27 protein-coding genes are annotated in these 25,493 nt (G+C 45.9%); 11 read left to right on the top strand and 16 right to left on the bottom strand.

Features of this window, described 5'->3' with window-relative positions; genetic code table 11:
• The first annotated feature begins 47 nt into the window (after positions 1-47).
• The gene (locus H6F98_RS31405; RefSeq protein ID WP_192222654.1) at positions 48-2,060 is read left to right on the top strand and encodes an ABC transporter ATP-binding protein; all 2,013 of its coding nucleotides are present in this window, start codon (positions 48-50) and stop codon (positions 2,058-2,060) included.
• Between the two features lie 91 nt (positions 2,061-2,151).
• Here the strand turns inward: H6F98_RS31405 and H6F98_RS31400 are convergent, their stop codons facing one another.
• The 8 genes from H6F98_RS31400 to H6F98_RS31365 all read right to left on the bottom strand — a co-directional run bounded on the left by H6F98_RS31400 (position 2,152) and on the right by H6F98_RS31365 (position 9,121).
• Positions 2,152-2,715 (bottom strand): Uma2 family endonuclease, encoded by a 564-nt coding sequence (locus H6F98_RS31400; RefSeq protein WP_192222653.1) that lies wholly within the window; start codon positions 2,713-2,715, stop codon positions 2,152-2,154.
• Between the two features lie 73 nt (positions 2,716-2,788).
• Complete coding sequence (locus H6F98_RS31395) at positions 2,789-3,529, bottom strand: HAD family hydrolase (protein WP_192222652.1); 741 nt, start codon at positions 3,527-3,529, stop codon at positions 2,789-2,791.
• A 101-nt stretch (positions 3,530-3,630) separates the two neighbouring features.
• The gene (locus tag H6F98_RS31390) at positions 3,631-4,656 is read right to left on the bottom strand and encodes a 30S ribosomal protein S1 (protein WP_192222651.1); all 1,026 of its coding nucleotides are present in this window, start codon (positions 4,654-4,656) and stop codon (positions 3,631-3,633) included.
• Between the two features lie 231 nt (positions 4,657-4,887).
• Positions 4,888-5,430 carry a transcriptional regulator NrdR gene (gene nrdR / locus H6F98_RS31385; protein ID WP_192222650.1) on the bottom strand — a complete coding sequence of 181 codons (543 nt, stop codon included), beginning with the start codon at positions 5,428-5,430 and terminating at the stop codon, positions 4,888-4,890.
• Between the two features lie 280 nt (positions 5,431-5,710).
• Positions 5,711-5,809: a photosystem II reaction center protein T gene (locus H6F98_RS31380; RefSeq protein ID WP_192222649.1), complete on the bottom strand. Its 99-nt coding sequence runs from the start codon at positions 5,807-5,809 to the stop codon at positions 5,711-5,713.
• 120 nt (positions 5,810-5,929) lie between these two features.
• Positions 5,930-7,459, bottom strand: a complete 1,530-nt coding sequence (gene psbB, locus H6F98_RS31375; protein ID WP_192222648.1) for a photosystem II chlorophyll-binding protein CP47 — start codon at positions 7,457-7,459, stop codon at positions 5,930-5,932.
• A 255-nt stretch (positions 7,460-7,714) separates the two neighbouring features.
• On the bottom strand, positions 7,715-8,041 hold the full coding sequence (locus tag H6F98_RS31370) for a hypothetical protein (protein ID WP_192222647.1): 327 nt from the start codon (positions 8,039-8,041) through the stop codon (positions 7,715-7,717).
• 351 nt (positions 8,042-8,392) lie between these two features.
• Entirely contained in the window at positions 8,393-9,121 is a 729-nt protein-coding gene (locus tag H6F98_RS31365) for an endonuclease/exonuclease/phosphatase family protein (protein WP_242058789.1), read from the bottom strand.
• Positions 9,122-10,031: 910 nt separating this feature from the next.
• Here H6F98_RS31365 and H6F98_RS31360 point away from each other — a divergent pair.
• The 5 genes from H6F98_RS31360 to H6F98_RS31340 all read left to right on the top strand — a co-directional run bounded on the left by H6F98_RS31360 (position 10,032) and on the right by H6F98_RS31340 (position 15,143).
• A complete protein-coding gene (locus tag H6F98_RS31360) occupies positions 10,032-10,214 on the top strand; it encodes a DUF4278 domain-containing protein (protein ID WP_192222645.1) in 183 nt (60 codons plus the stop codon).
• A 129-nt stretch (positions 10,215-10,343) separates the two neighbouring features.
• On the top strand, positions 10,344-10,724 hold the full coding sequence (locus tag H6F98_RS31355; protein WP_192222644.1) for a DUF4278 domain-containing protein: 381 nt from the start codon (positions 10,344-10,346) through the stop codon (positions 10,722-10,724).
• Positions 10,725-11,098: 374 nt separating this feature from the next.
• Complete coding sequence (gene acnB / locus H6F98_RS31350) at positions 11,099-13,705, top strand: bifunctional aconitate hydratase 2/2-methylisocitrate dehydratase (protein ID WP_192222643.1); 2,607 nt, start codon at positions 11,099-11,101, stop codon at positions 13,703-13,705.
• A gap of 76 nt (positions 13,706-13,781) precedes the next feature.
• Positions 13,782-14,543, top strand: coding sequence for an HNH endonuclease (locus H6F98_RS31345; RefSeq protein ID WP_192222642.1), 762 nt, complete (start codon positions 13,782-13,784; stop codon positions 14,541-14,543).
• A 183-nt stretch (positions 14,544-14,726) separates the two neighbouring features.
• Positions 14,727-15,143: an endonuclease domain-containing protein gene (locus H6F98_RS31340; RefSeq protein WP_192222641.1), complete on the top strand. Its 417-nt coding sequence runs from the start codon at positions 14,727-14,729 to the stop codon at positions 15,141-15,143.
• Positions 15,144-15,187: 44 nt separating this feature from the next.
• Here the strand turns inward: H6F98_RS31340 and H6F98_RS31335 are convergent, their stop codons facing one another.
• Positions 15,188-15,466, bottom strand: a complete 279-nt coding sequence (locus tag H6F98_RS31335) for a hypothetical protein (RefSeq protein ID WP_242058781.1) — start codon at positions 15,464-15,466, stop codon at positions 15,188-15,190.
• A gap of 159 nt (positions 15,467-15,625) precedes the next feature.
• On the opposite strand from H6F98_RS31335, the gene H6F98_RS31330 reads away from it, so the two are divergent.
• Positions 15,626-15,847, top strand: a complete 222-nt coding sequence (locus tag H6F98_RS31330; protein ID WP_192222640.1) for a helix-turn-helix transcriptional regulator — start codon at positions 15,626-15,628, stop codon at positions 15,845-15,847.
• Positions 15,848-15,963: 116 nt separating this feature from the next.
• Here the strand turns inward: H6F98_RS31330 and H6F98_RS31325 are convergent, their stop codons facing one another.
• From H6F98_RS31325 to H6F98_RS31305, 5 genes are all read right to left on the bottom strand, one after another.
• Positions 15,964-16,656: a chromophore lyase CpcT/CpeT gene (locus tag H6F98_RS31325; protein WP_206759697.1), complete on the bottom strand. Its 693-nt coding sequence runs from the start codon at positions 16,654-16,656 to the stop codon at positions 15,964-15,966.
• Between the two features lie 4 nt (positions 16,657-16,660).
• Entirely contained in the window at positions 16,661-17,089 is a 429-nt protein-coding gene (locus H6F98_RS31320) for a hypothetical protein (RefSeq protein ID WP_192222638.1), read from the bottom strand.
• A 238-nt stretch (positions 17,090-17,327) separates the two neighbouring features.
• Entirely contained in the window at positions 17,328-17,666 is a 339-nt protein-coding gene (locus H6F98_RS31315) for a HepT-like ribonuclease domain-containing protein (RefSeq protein ID WP_192222637.1), read from the bottom strand.
• A complete protein-coding gene (locus tag H6F98_RS31310; protein ID WP_192222636.1) occupies positions 17,663-17,953 on the bottom strand; it encodes a nucleotidyltransferase family protein in 291 nt (96 codons plus the stop codon). The genes H6F98_RS31315 and H6F98_RS31310 overlap by 4 nt, the downstream gene beginning before the upstream one ends.
• A 367-nt stretch (positions 17,954-18,320) precedes the next feature.
• Complete coding sequence (locus H6F98_RS31305; protein ID WP_192222635.1) at positions 18,321-19,556, bottom strand: LL-diaminopimelate aminotransferase; 1,236 nt, start codon at positions 19,554-19,556, stop codon at positions 18,321-18,323.
• A 249-nt stretch (positions 19,557-19,805) separates the two neighbouring features.
• Here H6F98_RS31305 and H6F98_RS31300 point away from each other — a divergent pair, with 249 nt between their 5' ends.
• Positions 19,806-20,540: an aspartate/glutamate racemase family protein gene (locus H6F98_RS31300; protein WP_192222634.1), complete on the top strand. Its 735-nt coding sequence runs from the start codon at positions 19,806-19,808 to the stop codon at positions 20,538-20,540.
• A 145-nt stretch (positions 20,541-20,685) separates the two neighbouring features.
• Here the strand turns inward: H6F98_RS31300 and H6F98_RS31295 are convergent, their stop codons facing one another.
• Positions 20,686-21,549: an Npun_R2479 family HD domain-containing metalloprotein gene (locus H6F98_RS31295; protein WP_192222633.1), complete on the bottom strand. Its 864-nt coding sequence runs from the start codon at positions 21,547-21,549 to the stop codon at positions 20,686-20,688.
• 512 nt (positions 21,550-22,061) lie between these two features.
• Here H6F98_RS31295 and glnT point away from each other — a divergent pair.
• Entirely contained in the window at positions 22,062-23,387 is a 1,326-nt protein-coding gene (glnT, locus tag H6F98_RS31290; RefSeq protein ID WP_192222632.1) for a type III glutamate--ammonia ligase, read from the top strand.
• A gap of 187 nt (positions 23,388-23,574) precedes the next feature.
• On the opposite strand, the gene H6F98_RS31285 is transcribed toward glnT, so the two are convergent.
• Positions 23,575-23,946, bottom strand: coding sequence for a hypothetical protein (locus H6F98_RS31285; protein ID WP_192222631.1), 372 nt, complete (start codon positions 23,944-23,946; stop codon positions 23,575-23,577).
• Between the two features lie 52 nt (positions 23,947-23,998).
• On the opposite strand from H6F98_RS31285, the gene H6F98_RS31280 reads away from it, so the two are divergent.
• Together H6F98_RS31280 and ispG are read left to right on the top strand one after the other, a co-directional pair.
• Positions 23,999-24,193 carry a hypothetical protein gene (locus H6F98_RS31280; RefSeq protein WP_192222630.1) on the top strand — a complete coding sequence of 65 codons (195 nt, stop codon included), beginning with the start codon at positions 23,999-24,001 and terminating at the stop codon, positions 24,191-24,193.
• 45 nt (positions 24,194-24,238) lie between these two features.
• Entirely contained in the window at positions 24,239-25,456 is a 1,218-nt protein-coding gene (ispG, locus tag H6F98_RS31275) for a (E)-4-hydroxy-3-methylbut-2-enyl-diphosphate synthase (protein WP_192222629.1), read from the top strand.
• The last annotated feature ends 37 nt before the right edge of the window (positions 25,457-25,493 follow it).

The raw sequence follows: 25,493 nt of genomic DNA, 5'->3' as shown, positions 1-25,493 counted from the left end.
AGTTTATCTTAAAGCTTCGTATTGTATTTCACCCCAGGCACTACCATATGTCCCCTAATCAGCTACTTCTGAGTTATGCACTACGCTATCCTGGCTGGATTGTTTTTACTATACTTCTCGGATTTTCTAGCGCTCTTTTTAATGGTGTTGGAATAACGCTGATTGTGCCCTTAGTCTTAGGATTTCTAGGTCAGGACACCATTAACCTCGATGGAGGACCGCCAATCATTCAAAAAACGCTATCTCTTTTTAGTAGTGATCGAGGTGGCAATCACCTAGCATTAATGATGTTGGCTGTCATTCTAGCTATCGTCCTCAAGAATATTGCTAATTATGTTAACCTCCTGACCTCTAGTCTTCTTTCAAGGAAACTTGTTAATGATATTAGGAAAGCAGGGATTCAGTTATTACTGGAAGTTGATCTAGATTATTATGCAAAAATAAAAGTTGGAGAAATTATCAATAGAATTGGAGGAGAAGTCGGTCGGGCTGCGGGGGCAATTAGAATTGCTATCCAAGTCTTTACAACCTCAGTTACAATCCTGGTATTTATTAGTATTTTAATATCAATCTCTTGGAAATTAACTATTGCTTCTACAGCTTTATTACTATTAGTAACTTTGCTCAATCAATATTTTGTGAGACGTGCCAAAGGATTTGGGAAGGTACTCTCGGAAAAGTCGGGTGCTTACTCCACAGCTTTACTAGAAATACTGACAGGTATACGTCTCATCAAAGCAGTTGGGAATGAAAAGGTTGAATATCAACGCATCGAAAGACTGATTGACGAACGAGAACGAGCAGATTATCAGTCACAAGCTAATTTTGCTGCTATTGGGCCGATTAATGAAGTGGCAGGGATTTTGGCAATCTTAGCAATTGTCTATTTGGGAAAAACGTTGTTTTTGCAGGAGATAGAATCTCTCTCGACTGTTTTACTGATTTATCTAGCTGTACTTTTTCGGTTACTGCCAGTTGTGAGTCAGTTGAATACACAAAGAAGTGGATTTGCTAACTCGGCTCCTAGTACAGCAATAGTTGCAGATTTCTTGCAGCGAAATGATAAGCCGTTTATGGCTAATGGTCAGAGCTTATATACAAAAATAGAGCAAGGAATTCGTCTAGAAGATGTATCGTTTGCCTATCCTGGACATGACAATTTGGTGCTCAATGAGGTTAATTTATGGGTACCAAAAGGGACAACTCTTGCTTTAGTGGGAGCTTCTGGTGCGGGAAAATCAACGCTAGCAGATTTGATGCCAAGATTTTATGACCCAATTAAGGGTCGTATTACCTTGGATGGAAAAGATTTAAGGGAGTATGATATTCGATCGCTTCGGCAAGCGATGGGGATTGTCAGCCAAGATACCTTCTTATTTAATACCTCAGTTCGTAACAATATTGCTTATGGACGAGAGGATGTTACAGAGGATGAAATCATTGAAGCCGCAAAACGTGCTAATGCGTATGAATTTATTGTTCAGTTACCACAAGGGTTTGATACAGAAATTGGCGATCGCGGTGTGATGTTGTCGGGAGGACAACGGCAACGAATGGCGATCGCACGCGCCCTCTTGCGTAACCCTGATATTTTAATCTTGGATGAGGCAACAAGTGCCTTAGATACCGTTTCCGAACGCTTGGTGCAACAGGCAATTGATGAACTCTGTCGCGATCGCACTACCATTGTGATTGCTCACCGACTTTCTACAATTCAAAAAGCTAATCAAATCGCTGTGATGGATAAAGGACGAGTTGTAGAACTTGGGACACATGAGGAATTGCTCAAAAAAGGCGGTTACTACACTCGTTTGTACTGGATGCAATTTGATCGAAACGCCGATGGTGTGATGAATGCGGCTGTTAATGATGTTTTAGTCCAAACCTCCTATGAAATTCGTACTCGTCTTAACCCGATGATTGGCTTTTTGGGATTAGTCGTAGATGACTTGGTAGAAAGTAGCGAAGAACGGCAGGAATTAACCGAGGAAGCGTATCAATCTGCGATTCGTCTGCTCAAGAATTTAGAGGTTTTGGAAGAAAACATAAAGTCTGCTTAAGGTGTAGTTGAGTGGGGGCGTTAGTCGGTTGAGTTGAGTAATTTGATAGAGTGCCTTAGGTTTGTCGTGACGCACCATTACCAAATTGGATTCACTCCAATAGCCAACCAAACAATTCCCCTACACGCAGCCGTATCTCACTGGCAAACGATGGCACAGGAAGCTGCTGTTCTGGTTCATCAAACACTTCTGGCTGTTGGTTTGCCCGATAAACGAACACCGTTTGTTCCTCTGGATCAATTAGCCAACCCATTTGAGTCTCGTATTTCAGGCAGTGCAGAATATTTTTCGTGACTTTCGTTTGGCTTTGGTCAGGTGACAAGATTTCAATTGTCCAATCAGGAGCTAATCGGAAAACGTTAGCAATTGCCCCATTCTGATCACGGGGAATTCGCTGCCAAACAAACACAGACACATCAGGCACCGTTGAGCGTCTGCCAAAAGTACACCGCAGTTCTGGAAAAGCGCGTGCAATTCGCTGAGGCTTCATGACAGCATTGATAGTAGTAACCAGTTCACCCTGAATCGTGCTGTGCTTCCCCTGTGGCATTGGCTTTTGAATAATTTGCCCATCAACGTACTCACGGGCGGGTTTTGTTTCTGGTAGCCTCAGAAATTCTTCTAATGTGACGGGTTTGGAAGGCGTTTGTACCATACTTCTCAGCCTCAGTAAAGTTTCCAGATTCGCTCGCTAGTAGCTTGTAGGAGTATGGCACCGAACCGTGTTGCTATTCCAGCACTAGGATTTCATCAAGTTGGGAAATCGTAACATCTGCGGCTTCTAAATGTGCGGCGGCGGGTGTTCCCCAACAAATTCCAATACAACCTGCCGCACCTGCACGTCGTGCCATTTCAATATCACCCACAGAGTCCCCAACCATTAGGGTTGATGCGGGTTCAACACCCAAGCTTTGGCAGGCTTGGAGAAATAGGGTGGGGTCAGGCTTACTCGGACCCTCATCAACGCCTTGGCCTAACTGAATGTAAGATTCAAGCTGATGACGCTTGACAAAGGCTTGGACATTGGCGGTTCTCGCGGCTGAGAGGATTCCCAATTTCAAACCAGCATCATAGAGGAATTTCAGCACATCTAGGCTACCCGCAAACAGGGGTGAAGTATTGGCAGTGTCTTTGAGATACTGATCAGCTTCTTCAAAGGCACTACGCGCGATCGCCAGTGATTCTATCCAGCCACGACCCGTTTCTGCAATATAAGCTGCCGCCGCGATTTCCGTTTCACGGCGGCTACCTACTGCGATCAAACCTGTTGGGTCGAGGGTGTCACCATTGATGCCAAAAGCCATTAGCAATGGTTCTCCGATGCCAGGAATTTGAGCATCGATCAGACGCGATCGCTTTTGCCCCACTTCTCTCAAAAAGTTCTGAGAATCTTCTAACGTGCCATCTTTATCAAAAATAATCGCCTGAATATTAGGAAACGTGACATCTCGACAGCGAATCGTTACCAAGTGCTACTCTCCCACTCCCTGACATAGCTACAAAAAAAAGAGGGAAACTCCCTCCTTTTACAATATCTTGATGATTCAATCACAAATAATCAACTGAGGGATTATTCTTCGATAGCCGCAACAATCTCTTCTTCCAGCAACTCAGGTTCAAGCTCAAGCTCAAGTTCAGCTTCCGGTTCAGCTTCCGGTTCAGCTTCTGCTTCGAGTTCGAGAACGGCTGGTTGCTGTTGAGCAGCACGCATCTTCTCTCGATACTTCTCTGCCATTTCTTCTGCCTTGTCATAGACCAGGTCACGATTGTTAATCATATCCCCTGGCTCTGGCTCTAACTGCTTGGTAGATAGAGAAATCCGACCTCTTTCAGCATCCAAGTCAATGATCATCACTTTCACTTCGTCATTGACGTTAAAGACGCTGTGAGGCGTATCAATGTGATCGTGGGAAATCTCAGAAATGTGCAGCAAGCCACTGACTCCACCAATGTCTATGAAGGCACCGTAAGGCTTGATGCCGCGAACGGAACCAATAACCACTTCACCTACTTCTAAGCGGTTCATCTTGCGCTCAACCAGCGCACGCCGATGTGAGAGAACCAGACGGTTACGGTCTTCATCAACCTCCAGGAATTTCAGCGGCAGTTCTTCTCCCACCAAATCTTCCTTCGGTTTACGAGTACTGATATGAGAGCCGGGAATAAAGCCACGCAGCCCCTCAATCCGTACCAAAGCCCCTCCACGGTTGGTTGCGAAGACAAGAGAGCGCACAGTAGCGTCTTCCGTCTGTAGCTGCCGCACTCGCTCCCAAGCTCGCATATACTCAATGCGACGGATAGAGAGGGTTAGTTGTCCATCTTCATTCTCGTCAGTCAGAATGAAAAATTCCCGCGTCTCGTTTGACTGCAAGACTTCTTCAGGGTTGTCAACTCGGTTGATTGACATTTCCTGAATTGGAATATATGCAGCGGTTTTCGCACCAATGTCAATCAGAGCGCCCCTCGGCTCCAAACTGAATACGGTACCCGCGACAATATCGCCAGGACTAAAGTGATAATCATACTGATCAAGGAGGGCGGCGAAATCTTCGTGAGTGAAGCCAATATCTGTAGCGGTTGTTTTCTGACTGAGCATGTGTGTTGTAATTCCTAGTTTTATCTCCGTAATGACTATGCCTCCTGTCGATGTACACGCACTTCGGCTTTGTGCCGCCTACACCTACATCGCTTTGTCTCAACCCTATTTTAAAATATTTAATAAAGTCCAGACAGGTAATTATAACTCAAGCTGGATTACTTATTTGTCAGCTTGATCATGATTACAGCAACGGTTGATTTTAAGTGAACAAGGGGTTCACCAGACAGCTCACGAGGGTGTCATCACTGACTCTGGGGCTTCCTGTTGCTCAGCTTCTGAGACGGCAGTTGGTGCGGCTTGGGTAGTTTCGATGAGTTCAGCATCACTTTGGAGATGATCCAAAGTCTCAACAAAATCTCGGATGCCTTGAAACTGTCGATAGACTGAGGCAAAACGCACATAGGCGACTTCACTCTCGCCGCGCAGGTACCGCAGGACTAATTCACCCACTTGATTGCTGTTGACTTCTCGCCCAAACCTTTGTTGTAGTTCGGCTTCAATCTCTTCCACCAAAACTTCTAGGCGTCTTTGAGGGATGCCAGTTTTTTCACAAGCACGTACAATTCCACGTAGTAGCTTGGAGCGGTCAAATGATTCCCGCTTGCCATCTCGCTTAACAACGGTTAGTGGTACAAATTCAATCCGTTCGTAGGTGGTGAAGCGATGTTTACATCTCAAACACTCCCGCCGTCGCCGTACACTCTGCCCTGATTCTGTCGAACGGGACTCAAGGACACGGCTATCGGTGTGTTGACAATAGGGGCATCGCATAGGGAAAAGTCCTTTTTAGCTTTGTGGACTCAAAGGCAGCAAATCAAAGAGAAGGCTCTAGCCAGGAGGCTGTCAATAAATGCGAAAAACTGAGCCGAGGATCGTCTCAATCAGGTTCCTCTTAATTATGTAGAGGAGCAGATGGACTTTTGCGGCTCAGGGCATTCAACAGAGCTGTAAGGTTATAGTAAACGCTCACAGGTGCAGAACGCACCTGTGATAAAACAGCGGCTCTAGGAGCCAAATGACACCAACGGAGCAAGCTCCTCGCCGTGATGAACTACTTCTTCTCAATGCGAGGTGGCTCACGGAAGGCGATCGCAAAAAAGAGCGTACCAATTGCACAAGCCAGGATAAAGATATAAGCAATGCTTTCCATGTCAATAATTCCTGATTATCTGCTTTCTTACTAGTCTACCTTGCAACACAGAAGTAAAAAGTAAAAAGGCAAAAGAAAATAGTTTGACTTTTGCCTTTTACCTCTTACTAAATTGCTGTTCTAAACAGCTTCTTTTTTCCGGGTACTCTTGTCGCCCACTTTCTGGAACAGACCCCATTCGACTTGCTCTTCCAAATCCGCCTCAACACCAGCAAACACATCCCGGAAGAGAGTCCGAGAACCATGCCAGATGTGACCAAAGAAGAACAGCAAGGCAAACACAGCGTGAGCGTAGGTAAACCAACCCCGTGGACTGGTACGGAATACACCGTCAGAGTTCAGGGTTTCGCGGTCAAATTCAAAGGATTCACCAAGCTGAGCTTTACGGGCATACTTCTTCACTTCCGCTGGGTCGTCAAATGTTTGACCATCTAACGCACCACCATAGAAGCTAGCGGTTACACCAGCTTGCTCAAAGCTATATTTTGATTCCGCCCGACGGAAGGGAATATCCGCACGAACCACACCATTAGCATCGGTAAGGATGACGGGGAATGTTTCAAAGAAGTTAGGAAGACGACGAACCGACAATTCCCGTCCTTCACCATCCTTGAACACGGCATGACCCAACCAAGATTGAGCGATGCCATCACCCTTGTTCATTTGACCTGTACGGAACAAACCGCCTTTAGCGGGAGAGTTACCAACATAGTCATAGAACGCTAGCTTTTCTGGAATCGTCGAGTAAGCTTGTGACAAGCTTGCTCCTGAAGCAAGCTCAGTTTGAACGCGCCGTTCAATTTCCTGCTGGAAATAGCCACTATCCCATTGATAGCGGGTTGGACCAAACAGTTCGATTGGTGTGGCGGCATTGCCGTACCACATCGTCCCCGCCACGACAAAAGCGGCAAAGAACACAGCGGCAATACTGCTGGAGAGTACGGTTTCAATATTCCCCATCCGTAAGGCTCTGAATAGCCGCTCTGGTGGTCGAACAGTTAAGTGAAACAAACCTGCAATAATGCCAACAATCCCAGCGGCAATATGGTGAGCCACAATACCGCCTGGGTTAAAGGGATTAAACCCTTCTGGCCCCCAGGATGGTGCTACAGGTTGAATACTACCAGTTACACCATACGGGTCAGATACCCACATTCCAGGACCAAATAGCCCTGTTAGGTGAAATGCCCCAAAGCCAAAACAAAGTAAACCTGATAAGAACAGGTGAATACCAAACATTTTTGGCAAATCCAGAGCGGGTTCACCAGTGCGGGGGTCTCTAAACAGTTCCAAGTCCCAGTAAACCCAGTGCCATACAGCCGCTAGGAACAACAGACCGGAAAGAACAATGTGAGCAGCCGCAACGCCTTCAAGTGACCAGAAGCCTGGGTCTGTTGCCGTTCCGCCCGTAAGGCTCCAACCGCCCCAAGACTCTGTGACACCCAGACGAGCCATGAAAGGCAGGACATACATGCCCTGACGCCACATTGGGTTTAAAACTGGATCGCTTGGATCAAAAATTGCCAATTCATAAAGGGCCATTGAACCAGCCCAACCTGCCACAAGAGCAGTATGCATCAAATGTACAGAAATCAGGCGACCTGGATCATTCAGGACGACTGTATGTACTCGGTACCAAGGTAGTCCCATTGACTACGCTCCTCCTCGTGAATAGAGTTTCTACTTCGACGCTTCTCTTCTTGAAGATGTTAGAAATCGCTGTCATCAAACCTAGACTTTGTAAATAAACCTAGGAAAAACAACATAGATTGTCGGACAAGGCATCCGTGAAACTGAAGATTGTTTAAAGAAGTGTAACTATTGTTAGAGTTGATTGCAAGCGACGCGAGATTTGTGATCCCACGTCGGGAGAACTTCGCTAACCTTCTTTACATAGTCCTTACATTATTCTACAGAAGGAGGGTTGAATAAAGTCTGTGGGCTTGCTAATCGTTCTATTGCTTGGTCAGCAGTAATCAGGCGCTTCAGGACGACTTGACCAATTGTTTTTGCTGACTCGGCTGAGGCGTCGGGTGTTGGTCTAACTTCAACCATAAGAACAGCTTCTTCAACCCGATAGAGCCACAACTTTTCCCCTTGCTCTAGGATACAAAGGTTCATTTGCTGAATTTCAGGAGGGCGTCGCCAAGCGTTTATGTTCCAAAGTCCACCAAACTCCCAAACCCGACCGACAGTCCAGCCGTCGGAGAGAAAAAAGTACTTCGCAGACATCTGTGTACAACCGTGTTTGTCGGCATTATGGCTTTTCTTGGTAGCACTTTGGTAGTCTTTGTTAGCTTTTTTTTGTCATTGGGCTTGAACGCGATTCATGATTGAGACTGGCGGTAACTGATAACCAAGGTTTTCCAAAGGCTTGAGCCACTACTTAAAGTTAGCGATCGCTCAAGGTGCTGTGTTGCGTACAAAACCCATAGCCCGTGCCAGCCAAGCATACCGTAGGTGATATAGCAGTAGCCACGAATGTTAGGACATTAAGGGGAGAAGAGTGTTCCTTAACTAGAGCCATTTGACCGAAAGCTGACCGCTGAAAGCTGACTGCTGATGCCTATAAAAGCGTTCGCATTATTGTCTGGGAATCACCAAATCAGTAATTAAGGGTAAATGATCGGAATCAACATTCCGTCCTGTGCGAATCTTGGAAACTTTGATGTCTGGGCTGATTAGACAATGGTCAATCGGAATTGAGAATAACTGATATACAAAGCCTGGAAACTTAGAGTAGTGCGAGTAGGTTGCCTTTGTCGGCCAAGATGGGAGAACTCCAAACCCTTTACGAGCATTATGCAGTCCTATTTTGCTTACAAATCGTTTGTAATACGGTGACCACATCGTTACATTCAAATCTCCTGCTACGACCACAGGTGTTGTTAACTGTTGGACATATTTGCGAATTTCATCTAATTGCTTATTTCGAGAGTAGAAGGAATCTGGTTTAAAGGGTGGCGGTGGATGAGCCGCAATAAAAGAAAGACTTTTCCCATTAATTTTTAAGTTGCTAACAATACTTGGACTGCCTGAAGTACCGAAAAGATTGATAGCTGCATTTTCTAAGGGCATTCTACTATAGACAGCTATCCCAGAATTATAGGGATTAGGCTTTGTAAAAGAATAAGGGAGGATGTCGGCTAGGGAGGAGAACTGTTTTACCCAAGCGTCATTGACCTCCATAAACACTGCAATATCTGGTTTTTCGTTCCTAACAAATGACAGAACTTTTGAATAACTATTATTTTGGATATTTATATTTGAACTGAGAACACGTAAATTGCTAGTGCTAGTACTTCCTAACATTGGAGGTAAGTGCCAAGAGGCAACTTCTGTCAAATTAATGACAATAAGAAACAAGCCAATCAGTATTAACGATTTCTTTCGAGTAATAGCTAATAAAGTAAATAAAATTAAACTTATACCTAGATATTGCAGCTTGAAATGAGAAAATAGTTCTAGGTATAAGGTCCAGCTAATATGACTAGCTAAGGATAGTAGACTTATTGCAAGAATTCCCAGCACCAATAAATAGGGAATTATGCTACTGAGGGATTTTTGCCAGGTACTTCCATTCATCAGACTCATATAAAGTGTTATCCAATCTAAGAGCCGTATTCTGTTAGTGCGATCGCGAAACAGTGATTGCAAGCTTGCCTTTCGCTTGCTCCGCAACTTGCCATGTGATGTGCAAAGCTATAGCGGTTTCCTAGAGAGATGAGGTATTGCGGGAGGTGTGTGAACCTAAAGACAGCAAGGAAAACTAAAAAGCTTATAGCTGAAGGCTTTCTGCTATGGCTGCCGCTAGTAGTCCTAAATCCTCTGTCGTAAGAGTCATTCTCGTCTGTCCAAAATTTCACCTTATCGGTACACACGGCATTTTGCGGGATAACTCTATCTATTTGAGAGGAGTTGAGCTGTCTTTGTTCTTAGGTATGCACAGGCTGAAGCGAAAATCAATTCTTCATAGGCTTTATTTCGAGTGGTTTGTGTGAGTTTCTTAATATTTGACACAACCAAAAGAAAAACTGTAAAAATAGATACAGAAATAAATTTCTGAACAACCTTTTTTCTGGGACATCTGCCTAAGTCAGATGCCCTGAGGCACGAGAAAGCAACAAAGCCATGCCTAAGGCTAGCTTTGAAAAGCGCTTACTTTGCGTTCCTCACCTCACACACAAACTTTTTAGGAAAGCACACTGGAGGCGCAAGCTCAATGAAACTTTTTTACCGTGGTGTCAGCTACGAAGCAGAATCTTCAACGCTAGAAGTCACTGAAGGCGAGATTGGTGGTATGTACCGAGGACAAGCCTGGAGAACTCACACTCCTAAGCAAAGTCGCCGCAGAGTTGTAGCACCTGTCGAGTTGACTTATCGTGGCGCTCCCTACAGACGATAGTAGCGATTCGAGGTGCATGACAAGCCAAGCGGCAGCGTCTAAATCTAGCATCACCTCACACCTCAGCCTCAGGGCAACAGTTGAACAAAAACCCTTTTAAATCAAATACAGTTATTGGAGACCAAGAATATGAAACTATCTTATCGGGGTGTCAACTACGACGAGGCACCATCAACACTGGAAGTCACTGAAGGTGAGATTGGCGGAATGTATCGGGGTCAAAATTGGCGCTATCAGTATCCGAGACACATTGCCACCCCTCTACCAATCCATAATCTAAAATATCGTGGCGTTCCCTATGGTTCAGGTCAAGCCATTGCCACAACATCAGCTAAAACAGGTATGATCCGCAACGAGCGTGAACAAGTCCTAGATGAGTGGACGAACCTGCACTTACAAAACATCCGTCGCAGTCTGGAACATCGGCTACAGGTAGCGAAAGCGAATGGTGACCAAAACTTGATTCAGCTTCTAGAAGCGGAGTCCAAGCAAATGGCGCTTTCCTTGTAGTTGTAAACAGTTTTTTCAGCAATGAACGGCAACCCTGCCTCTTCCTCTTCAAGGTATGGGCTAAGCCAAGCCATTTTTAACTTCAGGCGCAACCGAAGGCGATCAACAGTGAGCGATCGCCTTTTTTTTATGGCTGTCGGGAAGGTTAGCACAACCTGATGTTTCTTTTGTCTTCCACTCTCCTTCTTGGGAAGATAAATACTCCGAACAGTTAGTAGCGCAACCTACTGTAACAATTGAAATAGTAAGCCATGCATCTGTGTATGAAGGCGTTCACTGTCAACAGCGAAGTTCGTTAGGGTGGCAGTAACCTTATGCTTGAGAACGCCATACACGGCAAAAACTTTGCAGATAGACCTCTGGAGACTGTTTTAATGCTTGAATCCTATCGTCAACATGCTGCTGAACGGGCAGCTTTGGGCATTCCCCCCCTACCACTAGATGCCCAACAGACATCCGAATTATGTGAATTGCTGAAAAATCCGCCCGTTGGGGAAGAAGAAACGCTAATGGAACTGCTGCGCGATCGCGTTCCTCCTGGAGTCGATCCCGCCGCTTATGTCAAAGCCGCGTTTTTAACCGCTATTGCGAAAGGCGAGACGACTAGCCCTCTAATTGTTCCTCAAGGGGCTGTAGACCTTTTGGGAACAATGGTTGGTGGCTACAATGTCCAGTCTTTAATCGATTTGCTCAAGTCTAAGGAGGCAGGATTAGCAGCAGAAGCCGCCGCCGCCTTGAGTAAAACGCTACTGGTATTTGATGCCTTTAACGATGTTCTCGCGCTGTCTGATGTTAATCCCTATGCTAAGCAGGTAATTGACTCTTGGGCAGCCGCTGAGTGGTTCATCGGGCGCCCCAAGTTGGCAGAAGCGATTACGGTTACGGTGTTTAAGGTACCAGGAGAGACGAATACCGACGATTTATCCCCTGCACCCCACGCCACAACTCGCCCGGATATCCCGTTACACGCTACGGTGATGCTGGAATCTCGGATGCCAGGAGGCATAGAAACCATTGCCCAGCTAAAGGAGAAAGGGTATCCCATCGCTTATGTGGGGGATGTCGTCGGGACGGGTTCATCCCGCAAATCAGCAATTAACTCCTTGCTGTGGCACATTGGGCAAGATATTCCTTTTGTGCCGAATAAGCGGGCTGGGGGGTATATTTTGGGGAGTGCGATCGCGCCGATCTTCTTCAACACCGCTGAAGATGCTGGGGCACTACCCATCGAGTGCGATGTCACAAAGATGGAAACAGGAATGGTGATTACGATCCATCCCTACAAAGGTGAAATCACCAACGAAGCTGGAGAAGTGATTTCCACTTTCATGCTCAAGCCTGAAACTATGCTAGATGAAGTACGAGCTGGTGGAAGGATTCCACTACTGATTGGGCGTAGCCTAACTGATAAAACACGAGTTGCGCTTGGCTTAGATCCTAGCCCGATCTTCATTCGTGCCACACCACCCGTCGATACTGGTAAAGGTTACACCTTAGCTCAGAAAATGGTGGGCAAAGCCTGTGGTTTACCGGGTGTGCGATCGGGTATTGCCTGCACTCCACTGATGACCACGGTCGGTTCTCAGGATACTACAGGTCCCATGACTCGTGACGAACTCAAAGAACTCGCCTGTCTGGGTTTCAGTGCAGACTTGGTGATGCAAAGCTTCTGTCATACAGCAGCTTATCCCAAACCAGTGGATGTCAAAACCCATAAGGACTTGCCTGACTTCTTCTCCTCTCGCGGTGGTGTCGCCTTGCGTCCGGGTGATGGCATTATCCACTCTTGGCTGAACCGGATGCTATTGCCGGATACCGTAGGAACTGGCGGCGACTCTCACACTCGCTTTCCCTTGGGAATTTCCTTCCCTGCTGGTTCTGGGTTAGTCGCATTTGCAGGGGCGCTGGGTGTAATGCCCTTGGATATGCCGGAATCTGTCTTAGTGCGGTTCAAAGGCGAGTTGCAACCAGGCGTAACACTGCGGGATATCGTGAATGCGATTCCCTACGTGGCAATTCAAAAAGGACTGCTGACAGTAGCCAAGGAGAGTAAGAAGAATGTCTTCTCCGGGCGGATTATGGAGATTGAAGGGTTGCCTGATTTAAAAGTAGAGCAAGCCTTTGAACTCACTGATGCTAGTGCTGAACGTTCTTGTGCGGGTTGCACAATTAAGCTGAGTGTGGAGACAGTTTCGGAGTATCTACGCTCTAATGTAGCGTTGTTGAAAAACATGGTAGCGCGGGGTTATCAGGATGCTCGGACAATCATGCGCCGCGTCGCCAAGATGGAGGAGTGGTTGGCGAACCCAGTGCTGATGGAAGCTGATCCAGATGCGGAGTATGCAGAAATTATCGAGATTGACTTGAATGAAATCAAGGAACCGATTGTTGCCGCACCGAATGACCCGGATAATGTGAAGCTGCTATCTGAAGTTGCCAACGACCCCGTACATGAGGTGTTCGTTGGTTCCTGCATGACAAATATTGGTCACTATCGCGCTACCGCTAAGGTATTGGAAGGTGAACCACCCGTCAAGACTCGTCTCTGGATTTGTCCCCCAACCCGGATGGATGAAAAGCAACTAAAGGACGAGGGAGTCTACGGCACATTTGGCGCTGCTGGTGCGAGAACAGAAATGCCAGGATGTTCTCTGTGCATGGGTAATCAGGCGCGTGTAGCAGATGGCGTGACCGTGTTCTCGACTTCAACACGCAACTTCAACAACCGCATGGGTAAAGGCGCACAAGTTTATCTTGGTTCTGCTGAATTAGCAGCGGTTTGTGCGATGCTTGGTCGGCTTCCCACAGTGCAGGAATATATGGACATTGTGGCGAAGAAAATTCATCCTTTTGCTGGTGATTTGTATCAGTATTTGAACTTCGATCAGATGCTCAATTTTGAGGATGAAGGTCGTGTAATTCCGTTGGAAGAAATGCCCCGAATTGAGGATATTTTGGGGATACCAACGGCGGCAAGGTAATTAATGTAGGGTGGGCATTGCCCACCTTACTTTGTTATGAAGGTAGGGGAGAAGAGATGAGATAAAGGAGAGAACTATGCCTGAGCAAGATTCATCAAAAGTTTTTCGTGTGGCATTTGATCAGATGCTAGATTATTTAAAATTGCAAGGAATTCATGCTAAGGATATTAAAGACAGTACAGGCGTGTCTGATAGCTCTATTTCTGAATTTAGGAAAGGGGAACATATAATGGGTATTCATAATTTAGAAAAAATCTTGTTGGACGATATTGTCTCGGACGAAGCTTTAAATAAATTTATTGAAGAGGTAAAAAGACTATTGAAATGCTACAGAAATCATCAAGAGGAGGATGAGGAAGAGCCGATAGGAGATGAAAACTCTGATTTGGAAGAAAATCCTTTGCTCGGTAATATTAAAACTAGTGAAGGACTCCGCCAAGGTTCATATCGTATAGGACAAGAAAATTTTTCAGATAATGTTTGTTCAAACTATAGTAATTGTTGTTGCTTTCCTGAATGCCAGATAGATGAACGTACATTCCTAAGAGGGGCGCACATTGCTAGGTGGGTGGATGTAGAAGAACTTCGTGGAGACCCATCAAACGGATTATGTTTATGCCTGATGCATGACAAAGCTTTTGAAGCGGGGTTCTTTACGCTTACAAAAGACTGGCGGGTTGCTGTAAACAAAAACAATCAGACGGCTATGACAAGCAAGTGGTGTGAGAAGCATCTAGTACCATACGATAGAAATTCTATCCGTTTGGGTTCGGTTAAACCTTCTTTAGAAGCCCTTCGCTACCACTGGGATAGGATAGGCTTCACGCCAGATAGCTAACTTTAATTGATAGAAGTGCGATCGCCTTCAGCAAAATATTGAAGAAACCTAACCCCCTAACCCCCTTCCCTGCAAGGGAAGGGGGAACAAGAACTCCGGCTCCCCTCTCCTTGCAGGAGAGGGGCTGGGGGAAAGGTCAATTCCCCATAATCGAAGATACAAATTTATTCTCATATCTTATTAATGAATAACCTTACTCCCCAACAACTTCAAACACCAAAAAAGGGGTCAATTAATAACATCGTTATTGGACAAAAAGTAACCTCAGTCAAAGTACAGCGTGCCAAGGAACTCCGTCACCAAATGACTCAGGAAGAAAAAAATCTCTGGCAACACCTTCGCGCCAATCGGTTGAATGGCTTACACTTCCGTCGTCAGCAGATTATTGATGGATTTATTGCAGATTTCTACTGTCATGCTGCCAGATTGGTCATAGAAGTGGATGGGCAGATTCATCAACAGCAAGCTGAATACGATGCAGAACGCGATCGCGTTTTGTCAGCACGAGGATTGCGGCTGTTGCGAATTAAAAATGAAGACGTGAGACAGAATCTTGATAGTGTATTGGCGCGTATTGCTAAAGCTTGTGAAATGATCTAACCGCCCAACCCGCACCCCTCGCGAGGAAAGGGGGAACCGCAGTTTTATTCTTGCTCCCCTCTCCTTGTAGGAGAGGGGTTGGGGGAGAGGTCAATCCGGGTTACAGGAGAAACTGTTGCTGGTTCTAAGTCAGGTTCAAGGTCAAAGACCACCACAAAAGAAGCGTGAGGAATAAGCTGACGCAGACACTGCAAGTGACCATCAGCATCAGACCGACTGCGAAATCGACCTACAATAGTCCGTTGCATATTTGGCAGAAGACGAGCGATCGCCCAAGGATTGAGCCTTGCTTGGTAAGCACTGCGACCAGTATTGTATGGCATGATTAGTTTATCCGTAAGGAACAAGGAAAGGGCGTTAGTAAGTCTCTGGCGGGATAGACTAACGCCTGTTCTAATCATGATTAAAGAGCAATTGTCCTTTTACTGTCAAGTTTTAGCGATAAGTTTTAGCGTTTTTGGGATCGGAGCGTTCAGTCAGCTATGGATTTGAGAGCCTTGAGAAAACGCACAGGGCTGAAAATTGCTGACGTAGCGCATGAACTAAAATGCGCCGAATCTTCGCTCCGCAACTGGGAAAAGGGTAGGTCAACACCAAAAATGGAAGTCTGGCAAGTATTTCGCCTCCGCGATTTGTATCAATGCACGGAAGAAGAGCTAGTGCAAGCTGTTAAAGAATCAATGCAGACTCAAGAGATGCCTTGATTTAAAACAGGAGCGATCGCATCTCAATCCCCACCAAAGGCGATCGCTTCACGCAAAGTATGTTTAAACGGAAGTTCCCCTAGAATTGGAATCAAAGCCGTTAAATTTATCAGAAGTTATTTGTCAACCCACCGAAACTGATAAGGTTGGTCTTTTGCCCCCCATACCCGATTACCATTCGCATCAAACCCACGATCTAAAGTATCCATCCCTGTTTGATGCAGCACAATTCTATTAGTGATTCTTACAGCCCCCCTGACATTAGTAGCGCAACCCTCAGCAGGCGTTTCACCAATATAGTTTTCGCCCTCCGGCTTCAAAAATACGCTACACGCCGCTTCACCAATGTCACTTTGCTGGACAACTCGCTTTGCCTCCAGTTGATTGCATAATCCAATCAAAGCCTCTGGAGTTGGCGGTTTAAAGGCTAACGATTCAACACTCTCTCCACCTGTACTTGGAGCAATGCGTAGAAATCGCTGCCGATAAGGAGAGTTAAGACTTTCGGAAAGCGCTTGTTCCTGGTAGAGGAACACTGACGAGCGAGGGTTGAGTGAAGTATCAGCATTTTCCACACTCACTTGGCACGTCGTCATCCGAACATTTGGAGCGCCGGGAGTTGCCGCAGCTTGTGCAGAAGTATCCATCACTCCAACGAGATGCGACACCACATCCTGAACCTGTTGCTCAATTGGTATAGGAACTGCTTGAGCTGGAGTTGTAACTGCCCAAAGAAAGGCAATTGGTACGATCAAGGCGCTTGGCTTTGTAACCTGTGGAACGCCTGTCCGAACACGTTGATTTTTCACAAAACTACTTCGACTCAAAAACATATTGCTGTGCTACACGCCAATAGCGAGAAAAACGCTTGAGGTCAATGTATCCGTCGTATTTGACAAATGGCTCCGGTGACAACACTTCTACTTCTAGCGATAATGCTGCTTCAATATCATCACAAATTGTCTCAAACCGAGGACTAGGGCTATCTACTGTTGCCACGCCATCGGCACCGTGTTCTTTAGCAAAGGCGACAACTTCCGCTGCCACATCTCCACGCCGAATCGTCACTGGTAGTTCTAGCAAACACTCGTAAATAAACACAATTCGTTTGAGACTAATCTGCCATTCTTCGAGTAACTTTTCATCCCAAACCCAAATTGCTGGAGCATTAGGATAGGTTTGCAGCGCTGGCCCTTTGGGGCTAAGGCAGTCACCATGTAGCCAGACAATCGGTTTTTCCATCGCTTTAATTGATTCAGGGATATAGGGACAAGTAATACAAAACTTCAGAGACTGTAGTGCTTACTTCCTCATTTTCAAGCATTTATCGTTCCATCACTCTCTGATACATTGACGAGTTTGCGAGGATACAGCCTCGCCGCAGGCGATCCCACTTTCTCTATGTTCATTTAGGCGATCGCATCTGTTCAAGGCTTACTGCATAGCGTCGGTATCCTCACAACCGAGGTCACTTTCACTATCAATTCCAAAATTCTTGTGTGATTGCCTCAATCGTTTCCTCTAAATTGGACAAGTAGTTTTCAATGATATTCCAAACAACATCAAGATCGACATCTAGGTATTGATGTGCAAGTACGTTCCGAAAACCTGCAATCCTGCTCCATTCAGTGTTAGGATATGCAGCTTTCCATTCATCGGGGAGTTTCTGAACTGACTCACACATAGTCTGGAGATTTCTGAGTACAGCATCCTGAGTCTTAATATCTTGAACAAATGCCTGTTTCCCCTCGGCTGTGTATTGCCTAATTCTGGTAATGCAGTCCCGAATGTGGATAACGTAGACTCGACTATCCTTCACAGTGGAATAGCTTCCTTGAGAACACGCTCCCGGATAAAGTAATGCAAAGATTTAGCTGTAACAACATCCACCCTCCGCCCTAGCAAAGCTTCCCAATCCCTAATTAATCCCACTGGAAACCAAGGACTAAGATTTTCCCCTAAATCAATGAGAAAGTCCACATCGCTATCTTCTGTAGACTCTCCCCGCGCTACAGAACCGAAAACTCTGACATTGCAAGCACCGTGTCGAGCTGCAATTTTGAGAATTTCTTCTCGTTTGTCCTGCAACAATTCCTCAATTTGCATGATGTAACTTACGAATTAAACGAGCTTATAAAGATTATTTAGTAAAAAAGGGATGTGGTACTTAGGATTACTACCCTGTTCTGAGTAAAATCTTCCTATCTCTAACAATAGCTGCTCTCTAAACACTTGATGTGAGCCAGTCCAATCGCTAGTTGGCTGAATTTGGTTCCAATAATCCTTAGCTTTTTTGATTGTCAACAAAGCAAGAACTAACTCATCCTTAGCAAGTGCATAAACAGCTCCTAATTTTAGCCTGATATTAATTTTAGACAGTTAGGTAGGGTGGGCATTGCCCACCGCAACCCTTGAGACTTTATAGAATGAGTCTAACGAAGACAGCGAGAATTGAAACCCTCAATGAATCGCCCTACACCTTAAATTTCTGGGTAATCCGCTTCATCGCCTCTTCTACATTTTCCCGACTGTTAAACGCCGAAATGCGGAAGTAGCCTTCACCTGCTGCGCCAAAACCAGAACCAGGGGTTCCCACTACATTCACAGTTTGCAGCAACTTATCGAAGAAATCCCAACTAGACAAACCATTTGGTGTTTGCACCCAGACATAGGGCGCATTCACGCCGCCGTACACCGATAATCCAGCAGCCGTCAGTTGTTCGCGAATAATTTTGGCATTCTCCATATAGAAGTTAACCAGCGCCTTGATTTGCGCCTGTCCTTCCTCGGAGTAGACTGCCTCAGTACCGCGTTGAACGATGTAGGACACGCCATTGAACTTGGTAGACTGGCGCCGATTCCACAGTTTCCACAGTTCTACATCCGAACCATCAGCAGCTTTTGCGGTGAGTGTCTTTGGCACAACTGTCAATGCACAACGGGTTCCGGTAAAGCCTGCATTCTTGGAGAATGAACGGAACTCGATCGCACAATCTCGTGCGCCTTCAATCTCATAGATAGAATGGGGAAGCTCTGGATCGGTGATGAAGGCTTCGTAAGCGGCATCAAAGAAAATGATCGAATTATGCGCTTTGGCATAGTCTACCCACGCCTTCAGGTGTTCCTTGGTAGCAGTTGCGCCCGTTGGGTTATTGGGGAAGCATAGATAAATCAAATCAACTTTTTGGGAGGGAATCTCAGCAGTGAAGTTGTTTTGGGCAGTGATTGGTAGATACACCAAGCCCTCAAACTCACCCTTATCATTCGCCGTTCCGGTATTCCCTGCCATCACGTTAGTATCTACATACACCGGATATACAGGATCGGTGACAGCGATGGTGTTATCGTGACCAAAGATATCGAGGATGTTACCTGTATCGCACTTCGAGCCGTCGGAGATGAAGATTTCATCAGCTTCAATGTTGCACCCTCGCGCCTGGAAATCGTGAGTTGCAATTTTCTCCCGCAACCAAGCATAGCCCTGTTCTGGACCATAGCCTTTAAATGTAGCGCGATCGCCCATTTCTTCAACAGCCTTGATCATTGCTGTGCGACAGGCTTCTGGTAGCGGTTCCGTGACATCGCCAATACCCAATCGGATAATCTTTGCGTCAGGATTAGCTTCTGCAAAGGTATTCACCCGTCGAGCAATTTCAGGAAACAGGTAACCTGCTTTGAGTTTGAGGTAGTTATCGTTAATGGTTGCCATCTTGAATCGCCATAAATGCAGTAAACAGCTTACTGCCAATTGTCGCGTTTCGAGTTCAGGGTGTTGTTTTGAAGGACGAGTTCAGCCCTGTCAAGGTGTTAGGTGTTAGGTGGTAGGTTGTAGGTTGTAGCGCACAAGTCATACTAAGACTTAGAAATGTTAAGGGTTTTGGGTTCCTTGTACGTTGCCTTCTCGCCCTATCACCTACCACCTAATACCTACCACCTACAAGAATTGGAGCCTGATTGAGTGAAAATTCTGGTAATCAATCCGAATACTACGGGTTCAATGACAGAGAAAATCGGGGTTGCGGCAAGGGCAGTCGCCAATCCCACGACAGAGATTGTTACGCTGAACCCCAATAAAGGGCCAGTGAGCATTGAAGGTCACTACGATGGTGCGTATGCTGTACCTGGAATACTGGAACTCGTTCGCCAGGGTGAGGCAGAAGGCTATGATGGCTACGTTATTGCCTGTTTTGATGATACGGGTCTGGATGCAGCACGAGAAGTTGCACGTAGTCCCGTTCTTGGTATCTGTGAGGCGGCAATGTACACCGCAGCTATGCTAGGCACCAGTTTTTCTGTCATTACCACCCTGCCCCGCTCGATTGGGATTATTGAGCATTTAGCCATGAAATACGGAATGGAACGCTTTTGCCGTAAGGTTCGTTCTGCTGAAATTCCCGTCTTGGCATTAGAAGCGGTAGGTTCAGATGCGGCGTGTAGGGTAAGGGATGAAGTGAAAAATGCGATCGCCCAAGATCGTGCCGAGTGCATTCTCCTTGGCTGTGCTGGTATGACTGATTTAGCCCAGTGGCTGAGTTCAGAAACGGGGGTGCCAGTGATTGATGGCGTTGCTGCTGCGGTGAAGCTGGTTGAGGCATTAGTGGGACTTGGTGTCACAACGAGTAAAGTTGGTAGCTACAGCTTTCCTTTACCTAAACCCTATATTGGTGACTTTGCCCAATTCCAGCCTCAGTGACATCCTCCCACACTGCATGGAAAATTCCCATTAAAAAGAGTGCAAAAGTTTCGTATTTCCTGAACTTTTGCACCCTTTTCTATAGTGTTAATGGTAGCAGATTAGAAAAACGCGATCGCCTTTTCCACGCACTTATTACCTACACTCAAGCTACACTTGCTGTCGCTTGCACAGAAGGTTGTTCATGCTCTACCACAAATACATTTGCGTAGAGATTCGCAATGATTTGTTTGCCCTCAAGCGTTAGCTCTAAGTAGCGTAAAGCCTCTTTGATGTAAGGATAAACTCCACCCCAGTAAAACTTGGAATAGTTCTGGCGTAAGTCTCCGGGATTCTGATAACCTAAAGCTTGATTCACCCCTGTTTCTTCAAACTCGTAGAACAAGGCGCTAATCTTCTTCAAGTATCGTGGGTCACTCAACTGACCGATTAAATCAGCCGCTCGCACCAAACCAGGAAGCTTAACTTTATCCTGATGGTCTTCATCCTTGGGTACAGGGAAACGAGTGAGTTCAATATTGAGCTTAATTTCGTCGGCATCAATCAGTAGGTTGCCGCCAAAGCGCTCGTCAATAAACAATTTTCCTCGATCTACATGGTAAGGAGTCAGGCTAGCATCCGAAGCACCAGGAGCAAGTTTCACCCTCTCGCTGCCTATACCTGTGGCATATAGCCCTTCACTAATGGAGTCTTGTCGGCAGACTCCTTTAACATATCCAATGTCATGGCAGAGCAAGGAAATAATGCCATGCATCCAGTCTTCGCAGGAAATACCACCTTCACGGATATGCTTGCCTCGCAGAATTTCCTGTCCAACCAAGGTGACTAAAACCGTATGTTCAACATTGTGATAGAGAGCATCGCTATTGGCGATGTTCTCCAACGCCATACTGCCTGCCCAGGCGATAATTTCTGCATAGTTAGATTTCCAGCCTCCGTAGGTGCGACGGTAGCCTTCTTTAATCTGTTGAACAAAGTGATCAATCAGTATCTGTGTGGTGTCAAACATAAGGAGTTCTCTCAACAGCAGTCATCAGGGAATTTGATGTGACAAGGCAGTATGCTAAGCGAATGCTCAAACAGATTAGCTTACTGCCAAATAGGGAGTGATGGGGTGGGGGCAGACAGCCCTCATGATGTGCGCTTGCAAATCCCTCAGATATTACACAAAGCAGAAGAACTGGGAGATGCATCACCATAAGAACTGAACTCAGTAGATCTAGTATCAGCGAAAATCTTTGAGAGGATTGTGATGATAGGTTTTAGGCAAAAGTGATTGTTTGCGATCGCGTTTGTGAGATAGCTCACAAAGTTTAAAGACTACTAATTTCATCGTAAACGTTGGAGTGTTGCGATCGCTCGATTCTAAATTTTCCGCAATGGAAATCGTGAAGGATGGTTACAACCCAAGCCCTGCAAGCCGTTAAGCTTCATGCCGACTTTCCCTGGTATATCTAGATACAAATTTGTCATAACAAGATTTGGTTTACTCGGAGCCAGAGTTCATTTGGAGTATCGGCAGTGACGACCACCCTGACTAGAGGCAAATCGCTAACTGAACTGGCAAAAGAACTGAACTTAAATTTTTTCCTGGTTTCCTACACCGACCTCCTGGGAGGAACCCGCGCTAAATTAGTTCCTGCTGCCAAGATTGCCGCCGTTGAATCAGATGGGGCTTTTTTTGCTGCCTTTGCTTCCAATCTCGGATTAGGGCCTGATGCCAATGATATTGCCGCTATCCCTGACCCAAATTCCTTAACCGTTCTGCCTTGGCAACCGAATGTTGGTTGGGTAGCCAGTGACGTGTATCTTGATGGAGAACCTTTCGCCGCTTCACCGAGAGTAATCTTCAAGCAAGTCCTCAAACAGTGTGAAGAACTGGGTTACTGCTACAAAACTGGAGTGGAAGCGGAATTTCTCCTGCTCAAAAAGAGTGAACAGGGTTATCAAATCGCTGACTCGCTGGATACAGCAGCACGCCCTTGCTACGACCAACTGAACTTGATGCGCCAGTTTGACTTCATCTCTACTATTGTCGGTTACCTGGAGCAACTAGGCTGGGAGCCTTACCAATGCGACCACGAGGATGCTAATGGTCAATTTGAAATCAACTGGACTTACAATAACGCTCTAACAACGGCTGACCGTCATGTGTTTTTTAAATACATGGTCAAAACCTTGGCAGAACAGCGTGGACTCACCGCAACGTTCATGCCTAAGCCCTTTAGTGATTTAACAGGTAATGGCGCTCACCTCCACATGAGCTTGTGGAACGATGGAAGTAATGCTTTTGCTGACGCTACTGATGAAGCAGGGCTTTCTAAATTAGCGTATGAGTTTTTGGGAGGAGTCTTAGCGCATGGACGTGGACTCTCAGCCTTGTGTAATCCAACAATTAACTCCTATCGAAGACTGGGTGCAACAATGACGACTTCTGGCAGCGCCTGGAGTCCTCGCTACATCTCCTATGGTGGCAACAATCGCACTCACATGATTCGTATTCCCGAAGGTGGACGCTTTGAGTGTCGTTTGATTGATGGTGCTGCTAACCTTTATCTTGCCCAGGCAGGAATTCTAGCGGCTGGATTGGAAGGTATGGAAAAACATCTAGAACCGGGTAAGCGGTTAGATGAAAATATGTTTGTGCGAGGGACGGAATTTCCTGACTTACAAACCTTGCCTACAAGTCTTTTAGAAGCACTGCAATCTTTAGAGCAAGATGCTTTATTGATGTCCACTTTAGGAGAACAGGGAGCAAGAACTTTCCTCGACTTTAAGTATCAAGAGTGGAATGCTCATAACGCTCAAGTTACCTCTTGGGAATTGGAGCAATACATTAACTGCTAAAAACTAACCATCCATCAATGTACTAGTAATAAACAGATAGCGAGTCTCATGTGGATGAGGTACAGACTTCGGGAATTGGGAATTGGGAATAGACAAGAAAATTAGATGTACTTCACTGAAATGAGAATTGCTATAAAAGCCCTCTGCCTTTTGCTATATATCGAATCCTCTGAAACCTACTTCTTTGTCACTGTAATTGCTTTTTATGGTTAGGACAAAGATGGTAAAGACTAGAGACTGATACGGCGGCTTGATATTCCGTCATGTCTTGGTTATGCGGGTTCCCTTCAACTACTCGATTTTTTAATATTTGATTATTCAATTCGTCTATGTTCCAACCAGCATCTAAGCCTTCACAAACTGCAACTCCATCGACAACTTTTTCTGCATCAGTCAAGGTGTGCTGGTACTGATTGCTGTCCTCTATTAGGGAATTCAAACTTTCTAGGTAATCTAGTTCTGCTTGGGGGATTGGTTCTGCTTGTACTGAAAGTGGAGCATTGGTGATGGCAATAGTTATCAAAGTAGCGGCAATAGCAATATAAGTAGTTATCCGCATAGCAGTTCTATTCTCTTGACTACGGCTTCTCTAGACTGGCTCAGGGTGCCGCGTGATTTCCATAAAGGGATGGGAAAGAAGCGCCAATCTGTGTGAAGACTTTGCGATCGCAAAATCTTTTCAAGGGAGAGTAAGTACTTTTGTAACAAGTTTAAAGAGCGATCGCACAAGATTTACCCTAGCCAAAATTCAGCTTTCTCCCTCCTTAACCCAAACTCGACCTAGCTATGGCACTCTGAGAGAATAGAGAAAAATACCTGATATTCTCGCTACAGTAATCTGCCAACAGTTTATGCAAACCCTTCCGACTCCGCAAACTGCACCTACCCAACCAGGAGTAGATACCACGATCCGCCGACGCAAAACCCGTCCTGTTCAAGTTGGCAGCGTCACCATTGGCGGTAGCTACCCTGTGGTAGTGCAGTCGATGATTAATGAAGACACATTAGATATAGATGGTTCTGTTGCTGCGATTCGCCGTTTACATGAGATTGGTTGTGAAATTGTCCGCGTCACTGTACCCAGTATTGGACACGCGAAAGCTTTAGCAGAAATCAAGCAGAAACTTGCTGCTACCTATCAACCCGTGCCACTGGTTGCCGATGTGCATCACAATGGCATGAAGATTGCTCTGGAAGTAGCTAAGCACGTTGATAAGGTGCGGATTAATCCAGGGTTATATGTGTTTGAGAAGCCAAAAAGCGATCGCACTGAATATACCCAAGCTGAGTTTGATGAAATTGGCGAAAAAATCCGCGGAACCTTGGAACCTCTAGTCGTTTCCCTACGCGATCAGGGTAAAGCGATGCGTATCGGTGTTAACCATGGTTCTTTAGCAGAACGGATGCTGTTTAGCTACGGTGACACTCCAGAAGGCATGGTGGAATCAGCCTTGGAATTCATTCGCATTTGTGAATCCCTCGACTTCCGTAACTTGGTCATTTCCATGAAAGCCTCGCGAGTCCCTGTGATGCTTGCGGCGTATCGCCTTATGGCAAAACGGCTGGATGAACTGGGTATGGATTACCCCTTACATCTGGGTGTAACCGAAGCGGGTGATGGTGAATATGGACGGATTAAGTCTACTGCTGGGATTGCCACACTGCTAGCGGATGGCATCGGTGACACGATTCGGGTATCCCTGACTGAAGCACCGGAAAAAGAGATTCCTGTCTGCTATAGCATTTTGCAAGCGCTAGGGTTGCGGAAGACGATGGTGGAGTATGTCGCCTGTCCTTCCTGCGGTCGTACCTTGTTTAACTTAGAAGATGTGCTGCACGAAGTCCGGGAAGCTACCAAGCACCTTACAGGTTTAGATATCGCCGTTATGGGTTGCATTGTTAATGGCCCAGGTGAGATGGCAGACGCTGACTATGGCTATGTTGGCAAGCAACCTGGTTTTATCTCGCTTTATCGCGGCAGAGAAGAAATTAAAAAAGTTCCAGAAACCCAAGGTGTTGAGGAACTAATTAATTTAATTAAAGCGGATGGTCGCTGGGTCGATCCGTAGGGAGTGTGTCACCGATGGGCAGCCCTCACCCTAAATC

Origin of the sequence: Microcoleus sp. FACHB-SPT15, from assembly GCF_014849525.1 — a bacterium.
Classification (GTDB): domain Bacteria; phylum Cyanobacteriota; class Cyanobacteriia; order Cyanobacteriales; family Coleofasciculaceae; genus Symplocastrum; species Symplocastrum torsivum.
This window is presented reverse-complemented; position numbering and strand designations above follow the sequence as displayed.